This window comes from Bradyrhizobium lupini (assembly GCF_040939785.1).
GTDB lineage: Bacteria > Pseudomonadota > Alphaproteobacteria > Rhizobiales > Xanthobacteraceae > Bradyrhizobium > Bradyrhizobium canariense_D.
This window is the reverse complement of record NZ_CP162553.1, coordinates 3201204-3221257: the sequence shown is the minus strand read 5'-3', so window position 1 is coordinate 3221257 and position 20054 is coordinate 3201204. Positions and strand designations below refer to the sequence as shown.

General features: G+C 65.4%; 17 protein-coding genes and 2 pseudogenes. 9 read left to right on the top strand and 10 right to left on the bottom strand.

Annotated features, from left to right (window positions below):
- From AB3L03_RS15230 to AB3L03_RS15215, 4 genes and pseudogenes are all read left to right on the top strand, one after another.
- On the top strand, positions 1-831 hold the full coding sequence (locus tag AB3L03_RS15230) for an ABC transporter ATP-binding protein (RefSeq protein WP_368508860.1): 831 nt from the start codon (positions 1-3) through the stop codon (positions 829-831).
- Positions 828-1647 (top strand): annotated as a pseudogene (locus AB3L03_RS15225) (ABC transporter permease). Before AB3L03_RS15230 ends, AB3L03_RS15225 begins: the two are co-directional and overlap by 4 nt.
- The gene (locus tag AB3L03_RS15220; RefSeq protein ID WP_018460085.1) at positions 1647-2636 is read left to right on the top strand and encodes a 2-hydroxyacid dehydrogenase; all 990 of its coding nucleotides are present in this window, start codon (positions 1647-1649) and stop codon (positions 2634-2636) included. Before AB3L03_RS15225 ends, AB3L03_RS15220 begins: the two are co-directional and overlap by 1 nt.
- Entirely contained in the window at positions 2636-3328 is a 693-nt protein-coding gene (locus AB3L03_RS15215; protein WP_026233941.1) for an AprI/Inh family metalloprotease inhibitor, read from the top strand. The genes AB3L03_RS15220 and AB3L03_RS15215 overlap by 1 nt, the downstream gene beginning before the upstream one ends.
- A gap of 67 nt (positions 3329-3395) precedes the next feature.
- On the opposite strand, the gene AB3L03_RS15210 is transcribed toward AB3L03_RS15215, so the two are convergent.
- Positions 3396-4790 (bottom strand): peptidoglycan-binding protein, encoded by a 1395-nt coding sequence (locus AB3L03_RS15210; RefSeq protein WP_018460083.1) that lies wholly within the window; start codon positions 4788-4790, stop codon positions 3396-3398.
- Positions 4791-5042: 252 nt separating this feature from the next.
- On the opposite strand from AB3L03_RS15210, the gene AB3L03_RS15205 reads away from it, so the two are divergent.
- Both AB3L03_RS15205 and AB3L03_RS15200 read left to right on the top strand, forming a co-directional pair.
- The gene (locus AB3L03_RS15205; protein WP_018460081.1) at positions 5043-5417 is read left to right on the top strand and encodes a hypothetical protein; all 375 of its coding nucleotides are present in this window, start codon (positions 5043-5045) and stop codon (positions 5415-5417) included.
- Positions 5418-5580: 163 nt separating this feature from the next.
- Positions 5581-5901 carry a glycine zipper domain-containing protein gene (locus AB3L03_RS15200; protein ID WP_026233940.1) on the top strand — a complete coding sequence of 107 codons (321 nt, stop codon included), beginning with the start codon at positions 5581-5583 and terminating at the stop codon, positions 5899-5901.
- On the opposite strand, the gene radC is transcribed toward AB3L03_RS15200, so the two are convergent.
- The 3 genes from radC to AB3L03_RS15185 form a co-directional block, all read right to left on the bottom strand.
- Positions 5898-6611 (bottom strand): DNA repair protein RadC, encoded by a 714-nt coding sequence (gene radC, locus AB3L03_RS15195; protein ID WP_018460079.1) that lies wholly within the window; start codon positions 6609-6611, stop codon positions 5898-5900. The two genes, AB3L03_RS15200 and radC, sit on opposite strands and share 4 nt — an antisense overlap.
- Positions 6612-6712: 101 nt before the next feature.
- Entirely contained in the window at positions 6713-7531 is an 819-nt protein-coding gene (gene map, locus AB3L03_RS15190; protein WP_018460078.1) for a type I methionyl aminopeptidase, read from the bottom strand.
- Positions 7532-7652: 121 nt separating this feature from the next.
- Positions 7653-8969, bottom strand: a complete 1317-nt coding sequence (locus AB3L03_RS15185) for a mechanosensitive ion channel family protein (RefSeq protein ID WP_026233939.1) — start codon at positions 8967-8969, stop codon at positions 7653-7655.
- Between the two features lie 211 nt (positions 8970-9180).
- Between AB3L03_RS15185 and AB3L03_RS15180 the strand changes: the two genes are divergently transcribed.
- Both AB3L03_RS15180 and AB3L03_RS15175 read left to right on the top strand, forming a co-directional pair.
- The gene (locus tag AB3L03_RS15180) at positions 9181-10974 is read left to right on the top strand and encodes a potassium/proton antiporter (protein ID WP_018460076.1); all 1794 of its coding nucleotides are present in this window, start codon (positions 9181-9183) and stop codon (positions 10972-10974) included.
- 337 nt (positions 10975-11311) lie between these two features.
- Positions 11312-11572 carry a PepSY domain-containing protein gene (locus tag AB3L03_RS15175; protein ID WP_018460075.1) on the top strand — a complete coding sequence of 87 codons (261 nt, stop codon included), beginning with the start codon at positions 11312-11314 and terminating at the stop codon, positions 11570-11572.
- 258 nt (positions 11573-11830) lie between these two features.
- Here the strand turns inward: AB3L03_RS15175 and modC are convergent, their stop codons facing one another.
- The 4 genes from modC to mepA all read right to left on the bottom strand — a co-directional run bounded on the left by modC (position 11831) and on the right by mepA (position 15151).
- On the bottom strand, positions 11831-12493 hold the full coding sequence (gene modC, locus AB3L03_RS15170) for a molybdenum ABC transporter ATP-binding protein (protein WP_018460074.1): 663 nt from the start codon (positions 12491-12493) through the stop codon (positions 11831-11833).
- Between the two features lie 2 nt (positions 12494-12495).
- The gene (gene modB / locus AB3L03_RS15165) at positions 12496-13191 is read right to left on the bottom strand and encodes a molybdate ABC transporter permease subunit (RefSeq protein ID WP_368508859.1); all 696 of its coding nucleotides are present in this window, start codon (positions 13189-13191) and stop codon (positions 12496-12498) included.
- Positions 13192-13202: 11 nt separating this feature from the next.
- Entirely contained in the window at positions 13203-13955 is a 753-nt protein-coding gene (gene modA / locus AB3L03_RS15160; RefSeq protein WP_368508858.1) for a molybdate ABC transporter substrate-binding protein, read from the bottom strand.
- 251 nt (positions 13956-14206) lie between these two features.
- The gene (gene mepA / locus AB3L03_RS15155) at positions 14207-15151 is read right to left on the bottom strand and encodes a penicillin-insensitive murein endopeptidase (RefSeq protein ID WP_085358626.1); all 945 of its coding nucleotides are present in this window, start codon (positions 15149-15151) and stop codon (positions 14207-14209) included.
- Positions 15152-15607: 456 nt separating this feature from the next.
- Here mepA and AB3L03_RS15150 point away from each other — a divergent pair, with 456 nt between their 5' ends.
- Entirely contained in the window at positions 15608-17779 is a 2172-nt protein-coding gene (locus AB3L03_RS15150; RefSeq protein ID WP_368508857.1) for an EAL domain-containing protein, read from the top strand.
- Between the two features lie 53 nt (positions 17780-17832).
- On the opposite strand, the gene AB3L03_RS15145 is transcribed toward AB3L03_RS15150, so the two are convergent.
- Together AB3L03_RS15145 and AB3L03_RS15140 are read right to left on the bottom strand one after the other, a co-directional pair.
- On the bottom strand, positions 17833-18573 hold the full coding sequence (locus AB3L03_RS15145; RefSeq protein WP_018460068.1) for a hypothetical protein: 741 nt from the start codon (positions 18571-18573) through the stop codon (positions 17833-17835).
- A 206-nt stretch (positions 18574-18779) separates the two neighbouring features.
- Positions 18780-19933, bottom strand: a pseudogene (locus tag AB3L03_RS15140) (acyl-CoA dehydrogenase family protein).
- Positions 19934-20054: the final 121 nt, after the last annotated feature.

Genomic DNA, 20054 nt, shown 5'->3' with positions numbered 1-20054 from the left:
ATGTCATCAGTCCAAACGTCGGCGGGGGTCGAGACCGGCCTGACGGCTCTGGCTGTCAGCCTGCGCGGCGTGACGAAGGCCTATGACAACGGCCTGATGGCGCTCGGCCCGCTCGATCTTGCGGTGCGCAAGGGCGAGTTCATCTCGCTGCTGGGGCCGTCAGGTTGCGGCAAGTCGACGGCGCTGCGGCTGATCGCCGAACTCAGCGCGCCGTCGTCAGGAATCGTCCGGCTGGCGCGTCGTGAGGGCACACCGCAGCCAGGTCATGTTCACCCAGGTCATGGCGTCGGCTTCGTGTTTCAGGAACCGACCCTGATGCCCTGGACCAGCGTGCGCGAGAATGTGCGGTTGCCGCTGAAGCTCTCAGGCGTTCCGAAGGCGGAATCGCGCGCGCGCGCCGATGAGGCGCTCGCAAGCGTCGGGCTTGCCGATTTTGCCGACGCCTTTCCGCGCGAGCTCTCCGGCGGCATGAAGATGCGGGTGTCGCTGGCGCGCGCGCTCGTCACAGACCCTGATATCCTCCTGATGGATGAGCCGTTCGCGGCGCTCGACGAAATCACGCGCTTCCGCCTCAACGACGATTTGCTCGCGCTGTGGCGCAGGCTCGGCAAGACCGTCATCTTCGTCACGCATTCGGTGTTCGAATCCGTCTATCTGTCGCAGCGCGTGGTGGTCATGACCGCGCGGCCGGGCCGCATCCAGGCCGACTTCCGCGTCGAGACGGTCGAGCCGCGTGGCGAGGAGTTTCGCACTTCAGTCGCCTATTCCGATTATTGCCGGAAAGTGTCGGCGGCGCTGGCGCCGTCCTATGCAGGGCAGTCGACGCTATGAACGCGCAAGCTTCCGTCACTGCGAAGCCGTCCGGCGCGCAACGTGCGGTGCGCTTCGCGCTACCGGTCATCGTGTTCGCGGCGGGACTGCTCGCCTGGGAGCTCGTGGTCCGGATCAAGGACATCCCGCCTTACGTGCTGCCGGCGCCCTCGGTCATATTCGCGACACTGATCAAGGATTGGGCGGTGCTGTCGCAATCGCTTGCCGCGACGCTGCTGACCACGCTTGAAGGTTTTGTCGCGGCCAGCGTCGGCGGCATCGCGCTGGCGCTGCTGTTCAACCAGTCCAAATGGGTGGAAGCATCGCTATTCCCCTATGCCGTGGTGCTTCAGGTCACGCCGGTCATCGCGATCGCGCCGCTGCTGCTGATCTATCTGGAGCAGCAGACCGCGGTCGTGGTCTGCGCCTTCATCGTCGCCTTCTTCCCGGTGCTGTCCAATACCACGCTCGGGCTCAATTCGGTCGATCGCAACCTCGCGGGCCTGTTCCAGCTCTATGGCGCCTCGCCACAGCAGACCCTGCGCTATCTCAAGCTGCCGGCGGCGCTGCCTTATATTCTCGGCGGCCTGCGCATTGCCGGCGGCCTGTCGCTGATCGGCGCGGTCGTGGCCGAGATCGCGGCGGGGAACGGCCGGCGCCGGCTCCGGGCTCGCCTACAGGATCGCAGAATCCGGCTACCGCTTGAACATACCCCGCATGTTCGCAGCGCTGCTGCTGTTGTCGCTGGCCGGGATTGTCATCTATGGGGTGCTGGCGCTAGTTTCCCACCTCGTCTTACGGCGCTGGCACGAGAGCGCGCTTGGAAAGGACAACTGATGACCACCGGTTCGATTTCGTCCGAAAAGATCGACCTTCTGATTTATGGGCCGGTCCGGCCGATCCTCGAGAACGGGTTTTCCGATCATTTCGTCGTGCACAAGGCGGAGACGCGGGGCGATCTCGAGCGGCTGACGCCGGCGATCCGCGAAAAGATCCGCGGCGTGGCGGTGACCTATCACACCGTGCGCGCCGACCGGGATTCGCTGTCGCAATTGCCCAAGATCGAGATGGTGGCGAGCTTCGGCGTCGGCTACGACCACGTCGATGCCAAATACGCCGCCGAGCACAACATCATCGTCACCAATACGCCCGACGTGCTGACCGAGGAGGTCGCCGACGTCGCGATGGGGCTTCTGATCTCCACGGTGCGCGAGTTCATCAAGGCCGACCGTTATGTGCGCTCCGGTCTCTGGCAGACCCAGAACTATCCGCTCAGCGTCGGCTCGCTGCGCGACCGCAAGGTCGGCATCGTCGGCATGGGCCGGATCGGACAGGCGATCGCGCGCCGGCTCGATGCCTCGCTGGTGCCGGTGGTCTATCACACCCGCAACCCGTCCAAGGACGTCTCCTACAAGCACTACCCCGACCTGATCGAGATGGCGAAGGCGGTGGACACGCTGATGGTGATCGTGCCCGGTGGCGCCTCGACCAACAAGATGATCAACGCCGAGGTGCTGAAGGCGCTCGGCCCGCGCGGGGTGCTGGTCAACGTTGCGCGCGGCTCGGTGATCGACGAACCGGCGCTGGTCCAGGCGCTCAAGTCCGGCACCATCCTCGCGGCCGGCCTCGACGTGTTCGCGGCCGAACCGAACGTGCCGGACGAGCTCAAGGCCATGCAGAACGTGGTGCTGCTGCCGCATATCGGCTCGGCCTCGGTGGTGACGCGCAACGCGATGGATCAGCTCGTGGTCGACAATCTCAAGTCCTGGTTCTCAGGCAAGGCGCCGTTGACGCCGGTTGCCGAAACGCCGTTCAAGGGACGCTGATGGGAGTTCTTCGCGTCGTTACATTCGCCGTCGTGGCCTGCTTGGCCGCGATCGGCATCGCGCAGGCGCAGGATACGACGACCCTGAAGAAGGAGATGCCCGGGCAGTGGGAGCTCTCGACCACCGAGCGCAGCAAGACCTGCGTCGTCACGCTCAAGGCCGACGCCGCGGCGCAGGGCTTCAAGCTCGAGCTGGAGCCGGCCTGCAAGGCCGCGCTGCCTTTCACCAAGGACATCGTCGCCTGGAGCGTCAGGGGTCTCGACATCGTCCGCTTGCAGGATGCGAGCGGTGAGGCCGTGATCGACTTCACCGAGGTCGAGGCCGGCATCTTCGAGGGCCTGCGGCAGGGCGAGGGCGTCTACATCCTGCAAGACCTCGCCGCCGCCCGCTCGATGGCGAAGTCGATGGACCAGATGATCGGCGACTGGTCGATCGTGCGCGGCAACGGCCAGCCTGTCTGCGGGCTAACGCTGACCAACACGGAAGCCGGGCCGGACAATTTCCAGGTCTTCCTCAAGCCGAAATGCGATGCGGCCATCGCGCAGTTCAACCCGACGCAATGGCGGCTAGACCGCGGCCAGATCATCCTGCTGTCGAAGGCCGGCGAGGCCTGGCAGTTCGAGGCCGACGACAACGCGCAATGGCGGCGCGTCCCCGATACCGCCGATCCCCTGATCATGCTGCGGCAGTAGCGCCGCGAAACGCAATCTCGTCCTGAGGGCCCCGCCATAGGCGGGCGTCTCGAAGGATGGTGGCAGGCTACGTCGTCGGCTTGGGCGGCGGCGCTGTGCCTTGGGCCCACTTCTCCATCTTGCCGAGCACGCCCCAGGCTGTGAGCGCCAGCGAGATCGGCATCGCGAACTGGCCGAGGCCCGGCACCGCCGACACGAGCGTCCCGAGCAACCCGGCAAGGCCTCCCGCATTGGGGCTCGCCGTCACCGACGACAGCAGCGCCGTGATCAGCGAGCCGCCGATGCCGAGCGCAGTCTTCTTGCCGTCGAGCATCTTGCCGATGGTCTCGCCGAGCGCGCCATTGACCTGGCCGAGGACGGGCTTGCCGTCCCGGTTGAGCAAGGTGCCGAGCAGGTCGACGACCTGCTTCAACTGGTCGACGGGAGCGGGGCTGGTTGGGGTGAGGGTGACTGGTCCTGGCATGGGGGCTGACTTGTTGACGAGGGAAAAGAGCCGTTCGAACAGGCTGATCGGATCATTGGTGGCGGGCAGCGTATTGCCCGATGTCGTCGTTGCCGGCGTCACACCGCCGACCGGCGGCCGCAGCAATTGCGCGAGGTCCTCCAGCCGCTTCATGATCCGGGAGACATCGCCGGTCGGTCCGGTGGGGCCCGACTGCGCCGCGCGCGTGAGGGCGCCGACGGTGGCGCCGTCGAGAAGTCCGGTATCTCTCAGGCCGTTCTGCTGCTGAAACTGCGAGACCGCGGCCCTGGTCTTCGGCCCGCTGATGCCGTCCTCCGCGAGCGGCGGATTGGCGCCGAGCTTGTTGAGCGCCTGCTGCATGAGGACGATCGTCGACGCCGCGTCGTCCTCCGGCTCGGCGCGGCTTGCGAATTGCGGGCTGCCGTCGAGGGTGATCGAGGAATCCAGCGACATCATCGCATGCAGGATCACCGCGGTGCCGAGCTGGGAATCGACGTGGTTCGAATCGAACACATGATCGCGGACGAATTTTCCGGCCCTTGCCTCGGGCGGGCCATACAGCGTCGAACCGCCATAGAGATAGGGCGAGTTGCAGCCCTTGGCGTGATAGCCGAAGCCGTTGAACGCTTCGAGCCGGAACAGAATCCGCGCGATCCCCCAGTCGTGAGCGCCGACAAAATTCTCGATTCTGAAGGCGTCCACGGCGCCGTCCACGAACGTGGCAAACGGACCGCGTCCTTTCGGAACGAGCGTCGTCGCGCGATGGAGCGTTTCCCCGTTGCCGAGATAGGTGTCGAAATCGAAATTGGATTCGCGGTAGTGGCAGAGGGCAGCGAAATACCAGGGCACGCCGGTCAACCGCTCGATCTGCTGATAGGTCGCCTTGCCGTTGATGGCTTTGCGCGCGATCGCGTTCGCGTCGGAGAGGCGCGAAGGCCGGATCTCGAGATTGGCCCAATTACGCTCGTATTCGCTTTTCAGACTCTCGAATGAAATCATTTTCCGCTCCCGCAATGAATGAGTTTTCGCAACTGCGCGTCAGTCGAAATGAACCAGGTGCCGTGATCAGGGCGTGAGGCCAGCGTGATCTCCTGCAAGTCTGGCAGGCCGCCGGGGCGCCGCGTGTGAAGTGGGTTACAACCTCGCCGGGAAAATGAGCGGCAGGACCGGGATCAGGGCGGCGGTCCGCGACGGAACCGGCAGGGCCGCTGCCCCGTTAGCGACGCGAGGCAGTCTGGCCAGGAGTCCAACATGACCACGCGCGTCCTCGCGATCGGCATCGAACCCGGCAACGCGGACTACAGCGCATTCCCGCAGCTCACGCCGGAGCTCGTGCGCAACTATATCGATGCGCAGCTGCTGCGCCTGCGCGATCTCGGTTACGAGGTCACGAGTTGCCTGATCGATCTCGATGCCGCGGCGGAAGCCGCCGTCACGGTAGCGTTGCGCGAGGAGAATTTCGACTGCATCGTGATCGGCGCGGGGCTGCGCGAGCCTCGGGAGCGTCTGCTGCTGTTCGAGAAGGTGCTCAACCTCGTCCACCGCCTGGCGCCCGACGCCGCGATCTGCTTCAACACCACTCCAGCCGACACCGCCGAGGCCGTGCAGCGCTGGGTCGATGCATGAGATGAAGCGGCCGGCCCGTGCTGCGCATGCGCCATGGTCTGAGCCGCCTTCGATCCGAGCCTCCGACGCCATAGCGTGACGCGCCGGGTCCCGAAATGGTGATTTTTCTGGTCCGAATCCGGCTGCGGCGCTATGACTCGTCTGACCACAGGGGAGGGCGAGCATGCTTCGAGGTCTTCGCATTGGAAGTTTCGCTATCGCGGCATGTCTGGCGGTCGTGATCGCGATGCCGGCTCATGAGGCGGCGGCGCAGGACGCCATTGGCGGTGCCATCCTCGGTGGCGTCGGTGGAGCGATCGTGGGTGGCGCCATCGGCGGAGGCCGCGGCGCCGCCATCGGCGCCGTCGTCGGTGCCGGCACGGGCGCTGCGATCGCCTCCGAGGGCGAACGCCGCCGCTCCGGCTATTACGCCTATCAGCGCGGCTGCTACGCGCAGCGCCGGGACGGCTCCTATGTCCCGGTCGATCCGCGATATTGCTACTAGATCAGCCGCATCCCGCGCAAACTCGCATGCCCGCTCTTGCCGACGATGATGTGGTCGTGCACGGCGATGCCGAGCGGTTTTGCGATGTCGATGATCGCCTTGGTCATCTGGATGTCGGCCTGCGAGGGCGAGGGATCGCCTGAGGGGTGGTTGTGCACCAGGATCAGCGCGGTCGCGGACAATTCCAGCGCGCGCTTGATCACCTCTCGCGGATAGACCGGGGTGTGATCGACGGTGCCGGTCTGCTGCACCTCGTCGGCGATGAGCTGGTTGCGCTTGTCGAGGAACAGCAGGCGAAACTGCTCTTTGTCGGCGAACGCCATGCTGGTGCGGCAATAGTCGATCACTTCGTTCCAGGACGACAGCGCGTTGCGGCTGTTGACCCCGCCCTTGGCGACGCGATGCGCCGCCGCCGCGAGCAGCTTGAGCTGGTGGATCGCGGACTCGCCGACACCGTCTACCTCGCGCAGGCGCGCCACCGGCGCGTGCACGACCTCGGCGAACGAGCCAAAAATTTTGATCAGCGACTTCGCCAGCGGCTTGGTGTCACGCCGCGGCAGCGCCGAAAACAGTGCCATCTCCAGCAGCTCGTAGTCGCTGAGCGCGTCCGCACCCGCGCTGTAGAAGCGCTCGCGCAGCCGTTCGCGATGGCCGAGATAGTGCGGCGCTTCTTCGGGCTTGCTCTTGTCGTGGTCGGTCTTGGCGGGCATCGGCCGCCAGCATTGCCGCGGATAACCGTTTTTGCAACCGTCAATTGCGGCGGCAAATCCGTTTCACGCCAGCCGGCGAATGCGAACGTCAGCCGCCGGGATCACCCGATCTGCTTCTCGCCGTGCCGCTCCGACAGCGTGAAAATCTCGACGCCGGTGGCGGTGACGCCTACCGAATGCTCGAACTGCGCCGATAGCGAGCGGTCGCGAGTCACGGCGGTCCAGCCGTCGGAGAGGATCTTCACATGCGGCTTGCCGAGATTGATCATCGGCTCGATTGTGAAGAACATGCCGGGCTTGAGCTGCACGCCCTCGCCGGGCCGGCCGATATGGATGATGTTCGGCTCGTCGTGGAACATGCGCCCGAGGCCATGGCCGCAGAAATCGCGCACCACGCTCATGGCTTGCGGCTCGACGAAACTCTGGATGGCGTGGCCGATGTCGCCGGTGGTGGCGCCGGGCTTCACCGCGGCGATGCCGCGCATCATGGCCTCATAGGTCACCTCGATCAGCCGCTCCGCCTTGCGTGCGATCGGGCCGACTGCATACATCCGGCTGGAATCACCGTACCAGCCGTCGACGATGAAGGTGACGTCGATGTTGACGATGTCGCCCTCTTTCAGCGGACGGTCGCCGGGCATGCCGTGGCAGACCACGTGGTTGAGCGAGGTGCAGGTTGAATAGCGGTAGCCGCGATACATCAGCGTCGCCGGATAGGCATTGTTGCTGAACGCGAAGTCGCGGACGAACTGGTCGATGCGGTCGGTCGGAACGCCGGGCCCGACGATGTCGGTGAGCTCGTCGAGGCACTTCGCCACCAGCGCTCCCGCCTTGCGCATGCCGGCAAAGGCGCTTGGTCCATGCAGCTTGATCTGCCCGGTCTTGCGGAGCGAGGTATCGGTAGCTTCGACGTAGCTCATGCGGGCGCAATCTTCTGGGGTGGGCTCGATATCGGCGGAAAGGCTTGATTTCGCGCCCAATTTAATGATTGCGCGCCTTCATGCAAGTCAGGCCTGCCCTGCCTTGCGCCTGAAAGCGGGCCTAATTCGGGACTTCCATGATGGTTTCCACCGGCAGGGCGCCGCCGCGGACGCGGATTTCGCGAACCGGGTAGGGAACCCGGATGCCTTCGCGCTTGAAGGCGTCCCACAGCGCCAGCATCACGTCGCTCTTGACGTTGTCCATGCCGTCGGGGTCGGCAATCCAGAAGGTGAGCGAGAACTTCATCCCGGCTTCGGCGAACTCGGTCAGGATGGAATTCGGCGGCTTGCCCTTCTGCGCGCGCGGGTGAGCGGCCGCGGTCTCGGCGGCGAGCTTGCAGACCAGCCGCGGGTCGGCGTCGTAATTGGTGCCGAAGGCGATCTTCACCAGCGTGTTCTTGTCGGTGTAGGTCCAGTTGACGACCTTCTGCGTCACCAGATCCTCGTTCGGCACCAGGAATTCGCGGCCATCGCCGGCGGCGACGGAAATATAGCGCGTCTTCATCGCGCTGATCCGCCCGGTGTTGTCGCCGATGGTGACGAGATCACCGGGCTTCACCGATTTGTCGGCGAGCAGGATGATCCCCGAGATGAAATTGGCGACGATCTTCTGCAGGCCGATACCGATGCCAACGCCGACCGCGCCGGAGAACACCGCGAGCGCCGAGAGATCGATGCCGACCGTGCCGAGCGCGATCACGATCGCGACCGCAAGCAGGCCGATGCGGATGATCTTGACCAGCAGCACCTGCACCGATGGCGTCAGATCTGTGGTCGAGTTGATCCGGCTCTCGGCGAAATTGCTGGCGATGTTGGTGAGCCAGAGCGCGATGAGCAGCAGCGCACCCGCCTTGATCACGAGCAACGGCGTCAGCCGCAGGCCGCCGAGCACGATGGCGAAAGAGTCGAGCAGGTCGACCGTCGCATCGAGCTGGCCGAGGATCGAGAGCGCCGCGACGAACCAGGCCGTGATCGACACCAGCTTGACGATGAAGGCGTTGCGCAGCACCGAGGTCAAGAGCCGGATCGCGAGCCAGGCCAGCCCCAGCTTGGCGGCGACCATCAGGAGATAGCTGCGGCTCGGCCAGGTCGCGTGGTACATGACCACGCGGGAGACGATCACGAGCAGGGTGAAAACCGCCGTCGAGGCGCTGGAGACCATCACCCGGACGAAGTGCCGGAGCGGCAGCGGCCAGCGCATCGCCAGCGAGGTCATGTCGACGCGGCTGCGAACGGCGGCTTCCGCGGCATAGGCGATGCCGGCCGCGGCCAGAATGAGCCCGAATTGCAGGTAGAACCAGGGCGAGGAGATTTCCGCCCCGACGCTGCGCGCGGTGGTCTGCACGAACTCCATGAAGTCTTTGAGGTCCATGTCTATCGGTCTCGTCGGGGAGCGGGCGGGAGGCGTTGATTCGAGCGCGCCGGAGAATCCCACAAAGGGCGCGGCCGGACCACCGATACACCGCCAAGTGAAGTGCGTTAAGGCCGCAAAATACGGGCAGATTGCCGCGAGCGGGAGAAAATGGGTTGGCGTGGGAGTCCGCCGACGATAAGGATGCAATTCCAGCGATTTCGTACCCGGAAGGTGGATGGCTTCCCTCGACAGTGTCAGCCTCGCCATATTGCTCGGTGCCGTCCTGGTGTTGGCCGGGATCCTGTCAAGCCTGCTTGCGCTGCGCTTCGGCGCGCCCCTTCTGCTCGTCTTCCTCGCGATCGGCATGCTCGCGGGCGATTCCGGTCCCGGACAGCTGCAGTTCGACGACGTCCGAACCACCTATCTGGTCGGCTCGGTCGCGCTCGCCCTGATTCTGTTCGACGGCGGCTTGCGGACCCGCTTTGCCAGCATCCGCACCGTGCTCGCGCCTTCCATGGTGCTCGCGACCGTCGGCGTGCTGCTGACCTCGCTGATCACGGCGCCGTTCGCGAAATATGCGCTCGACCTCAACTGGACGGAGTCGCTGCTGGTCGGCGCCGTGGTGGCCTCGACTGACGCGGCCGCAGTGTTCCTGCTGGTGCATACCCAGGGCCTGCGCCTGCGCCCGCGCGTCGGCGCGACGCTGGAGGTGGAATCCGGCACCAACGATCCCTTCGCGATCTTCCTGACCCTGATGCTGGTCGAGTACATCTCGCTGGGAACAGGCACGGCCGCGCATGTGCTGATGGAGTTCGCCCAGGAGGCCGTGCTGGGCGCCGTCGTCGGGGTGATCGGCGGGCGTCTGGTCGTCATCGCGCTCAATAAGGTCGCGCTGCCGCAGGGCCTCCATGCGCCGTTTGTCACCACCGCCGCGCTCGTCATCTTCGGCGGCTCGCAGATCATGCATGCCTCAGGCTTCCTCGCGGTCTATCTCGCCGGGATCATCATCGGCAACCGCCCGACCCGCGCGCATAATTCGGTGGTGGCCTTCCTGGACGCCGCGACCTGGCTGGCGCAGATCGTGATGTTCGTCCTGCTCGGCCTGCTGGTCTCGCCGAGCCGGCTCGGCGGCAGCGTGCTGCCGGCGGTCGGGATCGCATTCGTCCTGATGCTGCTGGCGCGGCCGATCGCCGTGTTCGTCTGCCTGGCGCCGTTCCGCTTCAACTGGCGCGAAAAGATCTTCATCGCCTGGACCGGCCTGCGCGGCGCGGTCGCGATCTTCCTGGCCTCGATCCCGATGCTGGTCGGGCTGTCGAAGGCCTATCTCTATTTCGACGTCGCCTTCGTCGTCGTCATCATCTCGCTCCTCCTGCAAGGCTGGACCCTGGGGCCGGCCGCGCGCAAGCTGCACGTGGCGCTGCCGCGCGCCGAACGCGGCCCGCGCCGTGTCGAATTGGACTTGCCCGGCCAGCTCGAGCAGCAGCTCGTCGGCTATCCGGTGCGGTCCAAGAGCCTGTATTTTCGCCGCGGCCTGATCCCGTCCTGGTCGAAGCCGACGCTGGTGATCCGCAAGGAGAACATTTTGACGCCGGCGGAAGCCGAGCCGATCGCGCCCGGCGATTACATCTATCTGCTGGCGCCGCCGGAAAAGGCCGAATCGCTTGACCGCTTCTTCGTCGACATGCAGCCGAGCTCAGCGCCGGACCCGCATCTGCTGGGCGACTTCATGGTCTCCGGCGAGCACACGCTCGCCGAGCTCGCGGAGATCTACGGCGTGGAGGTCGGCGAGGACGAGCGCGGGCACACGCTCGCTGATTATTTCGACGTCCATCTCGACCGCGCGCCGAAAGAGGGCGCGGAGCTCGTGCTGGATCCGATCGTGCTCGTGGCGCGCTCCATCTCCGGTGGCCGAGTCAACGTCGTCGGCCTGCGCCTGCCGGAAGACGAGGAAACGCCCGCGCCGCTGACGCGCAGGCAGGTCCTGCGGCGCAAGCTGGCGGATCTGTGGAGCTCGGTGGCTGGGGTTTAACGCCACATCCGCGTTGGCGGTCATTGATGAAGCGCACGTCTGCTTCTTCGTCGTCCTGGCCTAGTGCGCAATTGCGCACAGGCGCCAGGACCCATACCCACCGTCAGCTGTTTTGCGAAGGCTGGTGGTGACGATCTGGCCCACCCACTCTCCTCTCTGGGGTAATGGGTCCTGGCTTTCGCCGGACGACGGCGGAGAGCGATGGCGACAACGCTGGAACCGCCCCCAAATCGCCGCAACCGCCGAAGATTTGCGCGTCTTCGTGACCGCTGCTCCCGGAACGCTCCGCGATGCCGCTCGTTCTTAGCGGCGTAAACGCATCCGACAGGAGTAATCCATGCGAAAGCTCATCTTGCCGGCCATCGTCGCGATCGGGCTCGGATCGGCCGCGCCCGCGATGGCCTATGACACCGGCGATCAGATCTCGATGCAGGTCGCGCTCGACGTCGCCACCGACATCGGCGTCATGACCGTCTCGCACACCGAGTTCCTCGGCGACGAATGGCAGATCGAAGGCCGTGATCGCGCCGGCCGCTGGATGGAGGTCGATGTGGACGCGCGAACGGGTGAGGTGCGCAACGTCGATCGCGGCTGGTAGTGGCGGGTCTCGGTAGCGGTGTCGGCGAGGATCACTCGGCCGGCACCGCCACCATCCAATGCAGCGCGATCGCCGCTCGCGGTACGATCCATTACCCCGGGGAGTAGTTTTGCGAACACCGGCAGTTACGTTTTCTTCGCTGGTACGCACACCACCTGCCGCTGATAGATCACGCGGTATGGGTCCTGGCTTTCGCCAGGACGACGGCGGAGGGTGGGCCGGCGGCTTGCCTCATCCGTTGCCTGCTCAACGGACCCCTCACGTCAGCACCTTCACCCCGCCGAACGACGTCACGCGGCCCTGCTTCAGCATCACGATCTGCGTCGCGAGCTGGCGCAGCTCGGCGACGTCGTGGCTGACATAGACCATGGGGACGTTGGCCTCATCGCGCAGCCGCACCAGATAGGGCAGGATCTCCAGCTTGCGGCCCTCGTCGAGCGCGCCGAGCGGCTCGTCGAGCAGCAGCAGGCGCGGCCGCGACAGCAGCGCGCGACCGAGCGCGACGCGCTGGCGCTCGCCGCCGGAGAGCTTTCCGGGGCGGCGACCCTGCAGCGCGCCGATGTCGAGCAGCTCGATGACGCGCTTGTGCTGCGCCGGATCGGGCGCGAGGTGGTTCATCCGCCTGCCATAGTCGAGATTTTGCGCGACGTTGAGATGCGGAAACAGCCGCGCATCCTGGAACACATAGCCGATGCGGCGGCGCCAGGTCGGCACATGAATGCCGGCCGCGCTGTCGTCGACCGTCTCGCCGTCGATCACGATGGTGCCGCGGTCGGGCCGCAGCAGCCCCGCGATCATGTTGACCAGCGAGGTCTTGCCGGCGCCCGACGCTCCGAACAGTCCGATGACGCGGCCTTCGCTCGCGAAGGACGCGGACAGCGAGAACTCGCCGAGCTGCTTTTCGATGTCGACGCGCAGCATGGTCAATTCCCGTGCAGGCGCGCGGTGGCGCGGCGGGCGAACCATTCGGCCGTGATCAGCGCGCCGAGCGCCAGCACGATCGAGACGATCACGAGCCGTCCCGCGGCGGCGTCGCCGTCCGGGGTCTGGATCAGCGAATAGATCGCGGACGAAATCGTCTGGGTCTGTCCGGGAATGTTGGAGACGAAGGTGATGGTCGCGCCGAACTCGCCGATCGCCTTGGCAAAGCCAAGCACCATGCCGGCGAGCACGCCGGGCAGCGCCAAGGGCAGCGTCACCGTGAAGAACACTTTGAAAGGAGTGGCGCCGAGGGTCTCGGCGGCCTGCTCGAGCCGGCGGTCGATCGCCTCGATCGACAACCGCATCGGGCGCACCAGCAGCGGAAACGCCATCAGGCCGCAGGCAAGCGCGGCACCGGTCCAGCGGAAGGCGAATACGATGCCGAGATGGTCCGCCAGGAAAGCGCCGACGAGTCCGCGGCGGCCGAAAGTGAGCAGCAGCAGATAACCCGTGACGACCGGCGGCAGCACCAGCGGCAGATGCACCAGCGCATCGAGCACCGACTTGCCCCAGAAATCACGCCGCGCGAGCAGCCATGCCAGCGCAATGCCGAACGGCGTTGCCACCAGCGTCGCGATCACGGCGACCCTGAGCGAGAGCAGGATCGCCGTCCATTCGGCGGGAGAGATGTCGAGCATCAAATCGCAAATTAAGTAGAGGGGCTGATCAGGAACTTGAAACCGTATTTTTCAAGAATGGTCTTGGCGGCGGTCGAGCGCAGGAAGGCGAGATAGTCGCTGGTGTCGCCCTTTGCCGTCGCGGTCGCAGCGACGGGATAGATGATCGGCGGATGCGAATCCGCCGGGAAGGTGCCGACGATCTTCACGCCGGGCTCGACCTTGGCATCGGTGGAATAGACGATGCCGAGGTTGGCCTCGCCACGCGCGACCAGCGTCAGCGCGGCACGCACGCTCTCGGCCATCGCGAATTTCGGCTCCGCCGCCTGCCAGGCGCCCAGGCTCGTCAGCGCCGCCTTGGCATATTTCCCAACCGGCACGGATTTGACGTCGCCGGTCGCGATCCTGCCGTCGCCGGCGAGTTTTGCGAGGTCGAACCCCTGCCCGATGGGGACGTTGTCGAGCCTGGAATCCTTCGGCGCAATCAGCACGATGCTGTTGCCGAGCAGATTGACCCGGGTCGGCTCGTTGATAGTCTTCTTGGAGATCGCGTAATCCATCCAGTCGGTGTCGGCGGAGACGAACACATCGGCCGGCGCGCCCTGCTCGATCTGCCTGGCGAGCACGGAGCTTGCGGCATAGCTGACGCTGAACTTGACGCCGGTCCTGGCGGTGTAGGCCGCGTCGACCTCATCGAGCGCGTTCTTCATCGAGGCTGCCGCGAACACGGTGATGGTCTTGTCCTCGGCGGCGACAGGCGAAAGGCTCGCGACCAGAACGAACAAGGCCGAAAAAAATCACGGAAAGGCGGAACATCGGAAGCGCTCCATGCGCGCGCTCAGGGCACGCAAGGCGGCGCGCGCAAGACGGCGTTGGTTGAATGAGGCTGCGACCGGCGGAAGCGCTGTTCCGGCAAGCCCGACGGACTTACGGTCCGGCAAGCGATCGCTGGGTCATCATAACAGGGTGGCGGAACAGGTCAAAGGCGACGGTTCGCATAGCGCCAACCAGGAATTCGTCATCCTGGCGGAGAGTTTTACGGCTTCGCATTGCCCGCGTGCAGCACGGCCTTGCACGCCGCCGGCATCTGCGCCAGCGTCATCGGCGGTTTCGGCTTCGGCGGCTCCGGCGGGGGTTTGGGGTGCAGCACGCCGTCGCTGAACCAATAGGCGAGATCGGAGGGCTTGCAGCCTTCGTCCTCGGATTGCGACGGCTGGCCCTCGCAGTCGCTCGCGCCCGCCGGGCAGTGCATGCGGATGTGGAAGTGATAGTCGTGGCCCCACCACGGCCGGATCTTCGACAGCCAGGAACGGTCGCCCTTGGCCTCGCGGCACAGCGCCTTCTTGATCGCGGCATTGACGAAGATGCGCTGCACCGCCGGCTCCTGCGCCGCGTCGCGCAGCACCAGCACATGGCCCGGCGTGAACACCTTCGGATCGATGTCGAGCCGGTCCGGGCGCACCATCATCACCGCCGACATGTCCTCGCGCTCCTCGCGCGATAAGCGATGGTCAGGCATCGGCGTCAGCCAGATGTCGGCATCGAGGCCGATCTGGTGGCTGGCATGGCCGGACAGCGCCGGCCCGCCGCGCGGCTGGGCGATGTCGCCGACCAGGATGCCCGGCCATCCCGCGTCCTTGTGCGCTCTTGCAGCAAGCCGCTTGATCAGCGCGATCATCGCGGGGTGACCATAGCTGCGGTTGCGCGACAGCCGCATCACCTGCCAATTGTCGCCGTTGAGCGGCATCTGCTCGGCGCCGCCGATGCAGCCCTTCACATAGGAGCCGATGACGTGCGCCGGTCCCTTCGACGGCAGCAGCTTGCGCGCGAACAGCTCCTTGGCGCCGATACTGGGATCGTTCGGATTGGCGAGCGGCGGCAGCGGCTTTGGGTTGACGCTGCCCTTGTCCTGGGCCAGCGCGTCGCCGGCGGCCAGGAGCGTCATGACGAGCAGGAGAGGGGCGAGGTGGCGGGGACTCATGTTGACATTCTTATAGCCCAACACCGCGCCAGGGTTAAGAAACAGTCCTTCCGCTGAAATTTCGTTCAAAAGTCGCAGTTCCGCGGCGTCGGCCGGCCGTTTTTAACGACGCGATAACCCTCTCATGCATTGATCAAAATTCGTGCGCGGCACGCGTGCTCACGCCCTTCTGCATGCAATCGCGCGCGATCCCGGAAATGATTCAAGGCAGCGCGCAATTTTGCGCCATCTCGTTCTCCGATGACGACAATGCGATGCGCTTGGAGCGCCCATCGGCACGGCCGCGCCTTGCAAACGGGCAATGAGGGCTGTTTTGTCGAGACTGCCAGACCGTGCGTCCCATCGCCATGCCACCCAGGATTACCTTTTTTCAGACACTTGCCCCAAGAGTTGCGGCGCTGGGTGCGACTGGGACGAGTGAAGTTGAGTTTGGGGTTTCGAAAGCCGAAAAAGCGAATGGGCAGCGTGCTCGGCGGCCTGCACCCGCGCAAGCCGCGCTTTGCGCGCCCCCCTCATCTTCCGTCCGAACGCGACGAAGTTCTGCGCAGCCGTGCCGAGGCTGAGGCCGCGATCGCGGAAGCGCGCAAATCCCATGAGCGCCTGCGCCAGGCCATCGAGATCCTGCCGCAAGGCATCGTGTTTCTCGACGCCGAGGGCCGCTACGTCCTCTGGAACAAGCAATACGCGGAGATCTACAGCAAGACCGCCGATCTGTTCGAGGAAGGCGCGCGCCTCGAGGACACGCTGCGCATCGGCGTCGCCCGCGGCGACTATCCCGAGGCTGCCGGCCATGAGGAAGAATGGATCGCCGAGCGGCTGCAAAAGCTCTATCAGCCCGGCGCGCGCCACGAACAGAAGCTGGCGGACGGCCGCGTCATCCTGATCGACGAGCGGCTGACCGACGACGGCGGCGTCGTCGGCCTGCGCGTCGACATCACCGAGCTGAAGCAGCGCGAGGCCTCGTTTCGCCTGCTGTTCGACGGCAATCCCGTCCCAATGATCGTCTGCGCGCTGGACGATGAGCGCATCCTCGGCGTCAACGATGCCGCGGTCGCCCATTACGGTTACAGCCGCGCCGAGTTCGAGCGGCTGACGATCCGTTCCCTTCAGGCTTTCGACAGTGAGCCGCCCTGGACCGCCGATGCGGCCGGCGAGGAGCAGGCCGGACGCACCTGGAAGCACGTCAGGGCCGACGGCGCCCTGATCGACCTTGCGATCTATTCGCGCGAACTGATCTATGCCGAGCGGCCCGCGGTGCTGCTCGCGCTGATGGACATCACCGAGCGCAAGCGCGCCGAGGCGCGGCTCGCCTTCATGGCCCAGCATGACGGGCTGACCGGTCTGCCAAACCGCAATCTGCTGCGCCAGCAGGTCGACGAGATGCTGCTGCATACGAGGCGCAGCACCGACAAGGTCGCCCTGCTGATGCTGGGGCTCGACAATTTCAAGGCGGTCAACGACACGCTGGGACACGCGGTCGGCGACAAGCTGCTGCGTGGCGTCGCCAAGCGGCTGCGTTCGACCTTGCGCGAGAACGACGCGCTGGCGCGGCTGAACTCGGACGAGTTCGCCATCGTGCAGAGCGGCCTGACGCGTCCCGAGGATGCGGTGCTGCTGGCCAAGCGCCTGCTCGAAGCCATCGCCGATCCCTATCTGCTCGACGGCCATTCCGTGGTGGTCGGTGCCTCCATCGGCATCGCGATGGCACCGGGCGACGGCGACGATTCCGAAAAGCTGCTCAAGAGCGCCGACATGGCGCTGTCGCGCGCCAAGATGGATGCGCGCGGATCGTTCGCGTTCTTCGAGGCGGCGCTCGATGCGAAAGCGCAGACCCGCCGCAAGATCGAGGTCGAGCTGCGCGACGCCATTCAGAACGACGTGCTGCGGCCGTACTATCAGCCGCTGATCGACCTCCAGAGCGGCCGCATCACCGGCTTCGAGGCGCTGGTGCGCTGGCCGCATGCGGAGCGCGGCATGGTCTCGCCGGCCGAGTTCATTCCGGTCGCGGAAGAAACCGGGTTGATCAACCCGCTCGGCGGCCTGATGCTGCGCCGGGCCTGTCACGATGCCGCAACCTGGCCGGACGACGTCCGCGTCGCCGTCAACCTGTCGCCGCTCCAGTTCCGCAGCGGCAATCTGCTTTCGGTGGTGACGGATGCGCTGAAGCATTCCGGCCTGCCGCCGCGGCGGCTCGAACTCGAGATCACGGAGACGCTGCTGCTGGAGAAAAGCGCCCAGGTGCTGGCGACGCTGCACGCGCTGCGCGCGCTCGGCGTGCGCATCTCAATGGACGATTTCGGCACCGGCTATTCCAGCCTGAGCTATCTGCGCAGCTTCCCGTTCGACAAGATCAAGATCGACCAGTCCTTCGTGCGCGATCTCGGCGCCAATCGCGAGGCACAGGCGATCATTCGCTCGATCGTCAGCCTCGGCAAAGGCCTCGGCGTCACCATCACCGCCGAAGGCGTCGAGACCGAAGCCGAGCTGAGCTGCCTCCGCACTGAGGGCTGCGACGAAGGCCAGGGCTTTCTGTTCAGCAAGGCCCGGCCGAATGCGCAGATCATCAGCCTGCTCGCCGCGCAGCGCGGCATCGACGGCGTAGGCGAGGACGCCGCGCTGGTGGCCTAGGGTTAAGGTGCTGACCTGTTGTCTTGCGTCTCGAGATGCACAAACCCGGAAATTCAGTGGCCGACAAGTGTTACGGCCTCGGCAGGAGCGGTTTCATGGGACCGCACGAATACAAAACGGGATGCCGCGGGGATCTGTGCGTCGGCGCTGCCATCCTGGCCGATGAGGATAAGTCCCGCGCCGCCATTGGCTACATTCAAGATGACGGGGGCGCCCTGCCAGGTCCTGATTGGCTCCATTCCGATGATGAGAAACTCACCGATCGGCTGGTCGAAATATTGAAGCCTCAGTTGTGGTCCGACTTCTGCAGCCGCCAGGCCGAAACCCAATTGTTTGGCGCGCGCGTAGATGTCTGCCAGCAACGCAGTGTCGGTCCGAAAGCCCAGTTCGGCTGCCGACACCGTGAAAAGCTCTACGCTCGTTGTCGTGGCGCTCACGGTAAACGTCGGCCGCGCGAGAATTTCGCCGGCCGAGTTTCCGATGCCACAACCTGCCGCATCCAAAGCGTTACTGAGGGCGAAGAAGTTTGCAAACGTCCCGATCCTGATCGTCTTCCACGCAGGGACATCGACGGCGGATTTGATTGGGATTTGCGGCCCAGACGGCGCTTGCTTGAGCTTCAGGTGATTCCGCAGGACGTCTCGCGCCGAGCATTGAGCCACGGCCTCGCTCGCAAACAGGAAAGTGCATGCGATGCAGAGGATGGCGATAATGAGAATGCCACCATGGTGCCATCCCGGCGAACGCCCCTGAATGGCATGGCAACTGACTTTCCTGCCAGCTGTTCGGCCCATAACGGACCTCTCTTGTGCAAATCCAGCGCGCTAAGAAGAATTCGGAATCATCACTTCCATGTGGTCGGCGCGGTTACAGCGGAAAAGCTGTCGTTCCTGTAGCTATGGAAATTAGTCGGAGAAAATTCACGAAGGTTCAGCGACGAAGACGCCGGAGGGCAACTCAATATAGGTCAGCGTGCGTGCACTTTCGTAACTGCTCGACGTCAGCGGTCCCCTGAAAGGATCATCTTACCGACATCCTCGTAATGCGTGTCGCGCGCCTGGATCTGCTGAGCGATGGCGTGCATGTCGCGAAAGCGGCGCTCGAACGGATTGCTGCGGAATACGGCGGTCGCGCCGGCCATGTGATAGGCGGTGTCGACCACTTTGGCCGATTGGTGGATGGTCCAGGTCGCGGCGAGGCGAACCGAGCCCCGATGTGCCGCGCTGAATTCGCCGGTCGTACAGAGATCGCGCCACATCGCACTTGCCGTCGCATAGAGATAGGCGCGCGCGGCCCCAGGTCGCCCTCGGTGCGGCCGATCAGGCCCTGGACCGCCTGGTTGTCGCGCATGGCGCTTGCCGCCAGCGACTGATGCTTGCCGCGCGCCAGCGCGATCGCGGCATCCAGCGTGGCGCGCGCCACGCCGAGCGACACCGCGGCAAAGCCGAGGCTGAACGTCGAGCCGGTGCCGATCCTGTAAAGAGGACCCTGCTCGCGTAGCGCGGACGGCACGTCACGAAACGCGGTGAAGCGCTCGGGGATGAACAGGTCGGCGACCTCGTAGGAATCGGTGCCGGTGCCGGCGAGCCCGATCGCCTGCCAGACGTCGTGCAGCACGCCGCTCGCGACCGGAAACAGGATGGTGCGCACCTCCGCCGAGCCGTCGGCATTTTTCCGCGGCGCGCCGTCGGCTCCGACGATGCGGACATGCGCGCCGAGCCAGTTCGCCTGCCGCGAGCCGGAGGCAAAATCCCAGCGCGCCGTGACGCGATAGCCGCCTTCGACCGCCCGCGCCTCATGCGCGATCGCGCCCCAGGCGAGGATGCCCGGCGCCGTGTTGAAGATCTCCTGCGCGGTGTCGTGGTCGAGCGAGGCCGCGATCATGGCGCAGACCGTGCATTGGCCGAGGCACCAGGCGGTGGAGGCATCCGCTTTCGCGATCTCCTCCAGCATCTGCATGAAGGCTTCCGGCGGCGCTTCGGCGCCACCAAGGCTCTGCGGCAGCAGCGCGCGATAGAGCCCGTTCTCGATCAGCGCGCCGACGACGGGATCGGTCAGTCGCCGCGTCCGCTCGATCTCGTCGGCTTCGCGCGCGATCAGCGGCGCAATAGTCCGTGCCCGCTCGACGAGGCCAAATCCGGAAGTTGCGTTCATGCGCGTTTCCTCGCCCATTCTACCGTGAGCGGTCAATCGCACGATGGTGATCTATTTGGCGAGGGGGATCAAGTTGGTGTGGCGTCAATCCGGCCATCGCCACGTGAAGTGCGGAATCAGA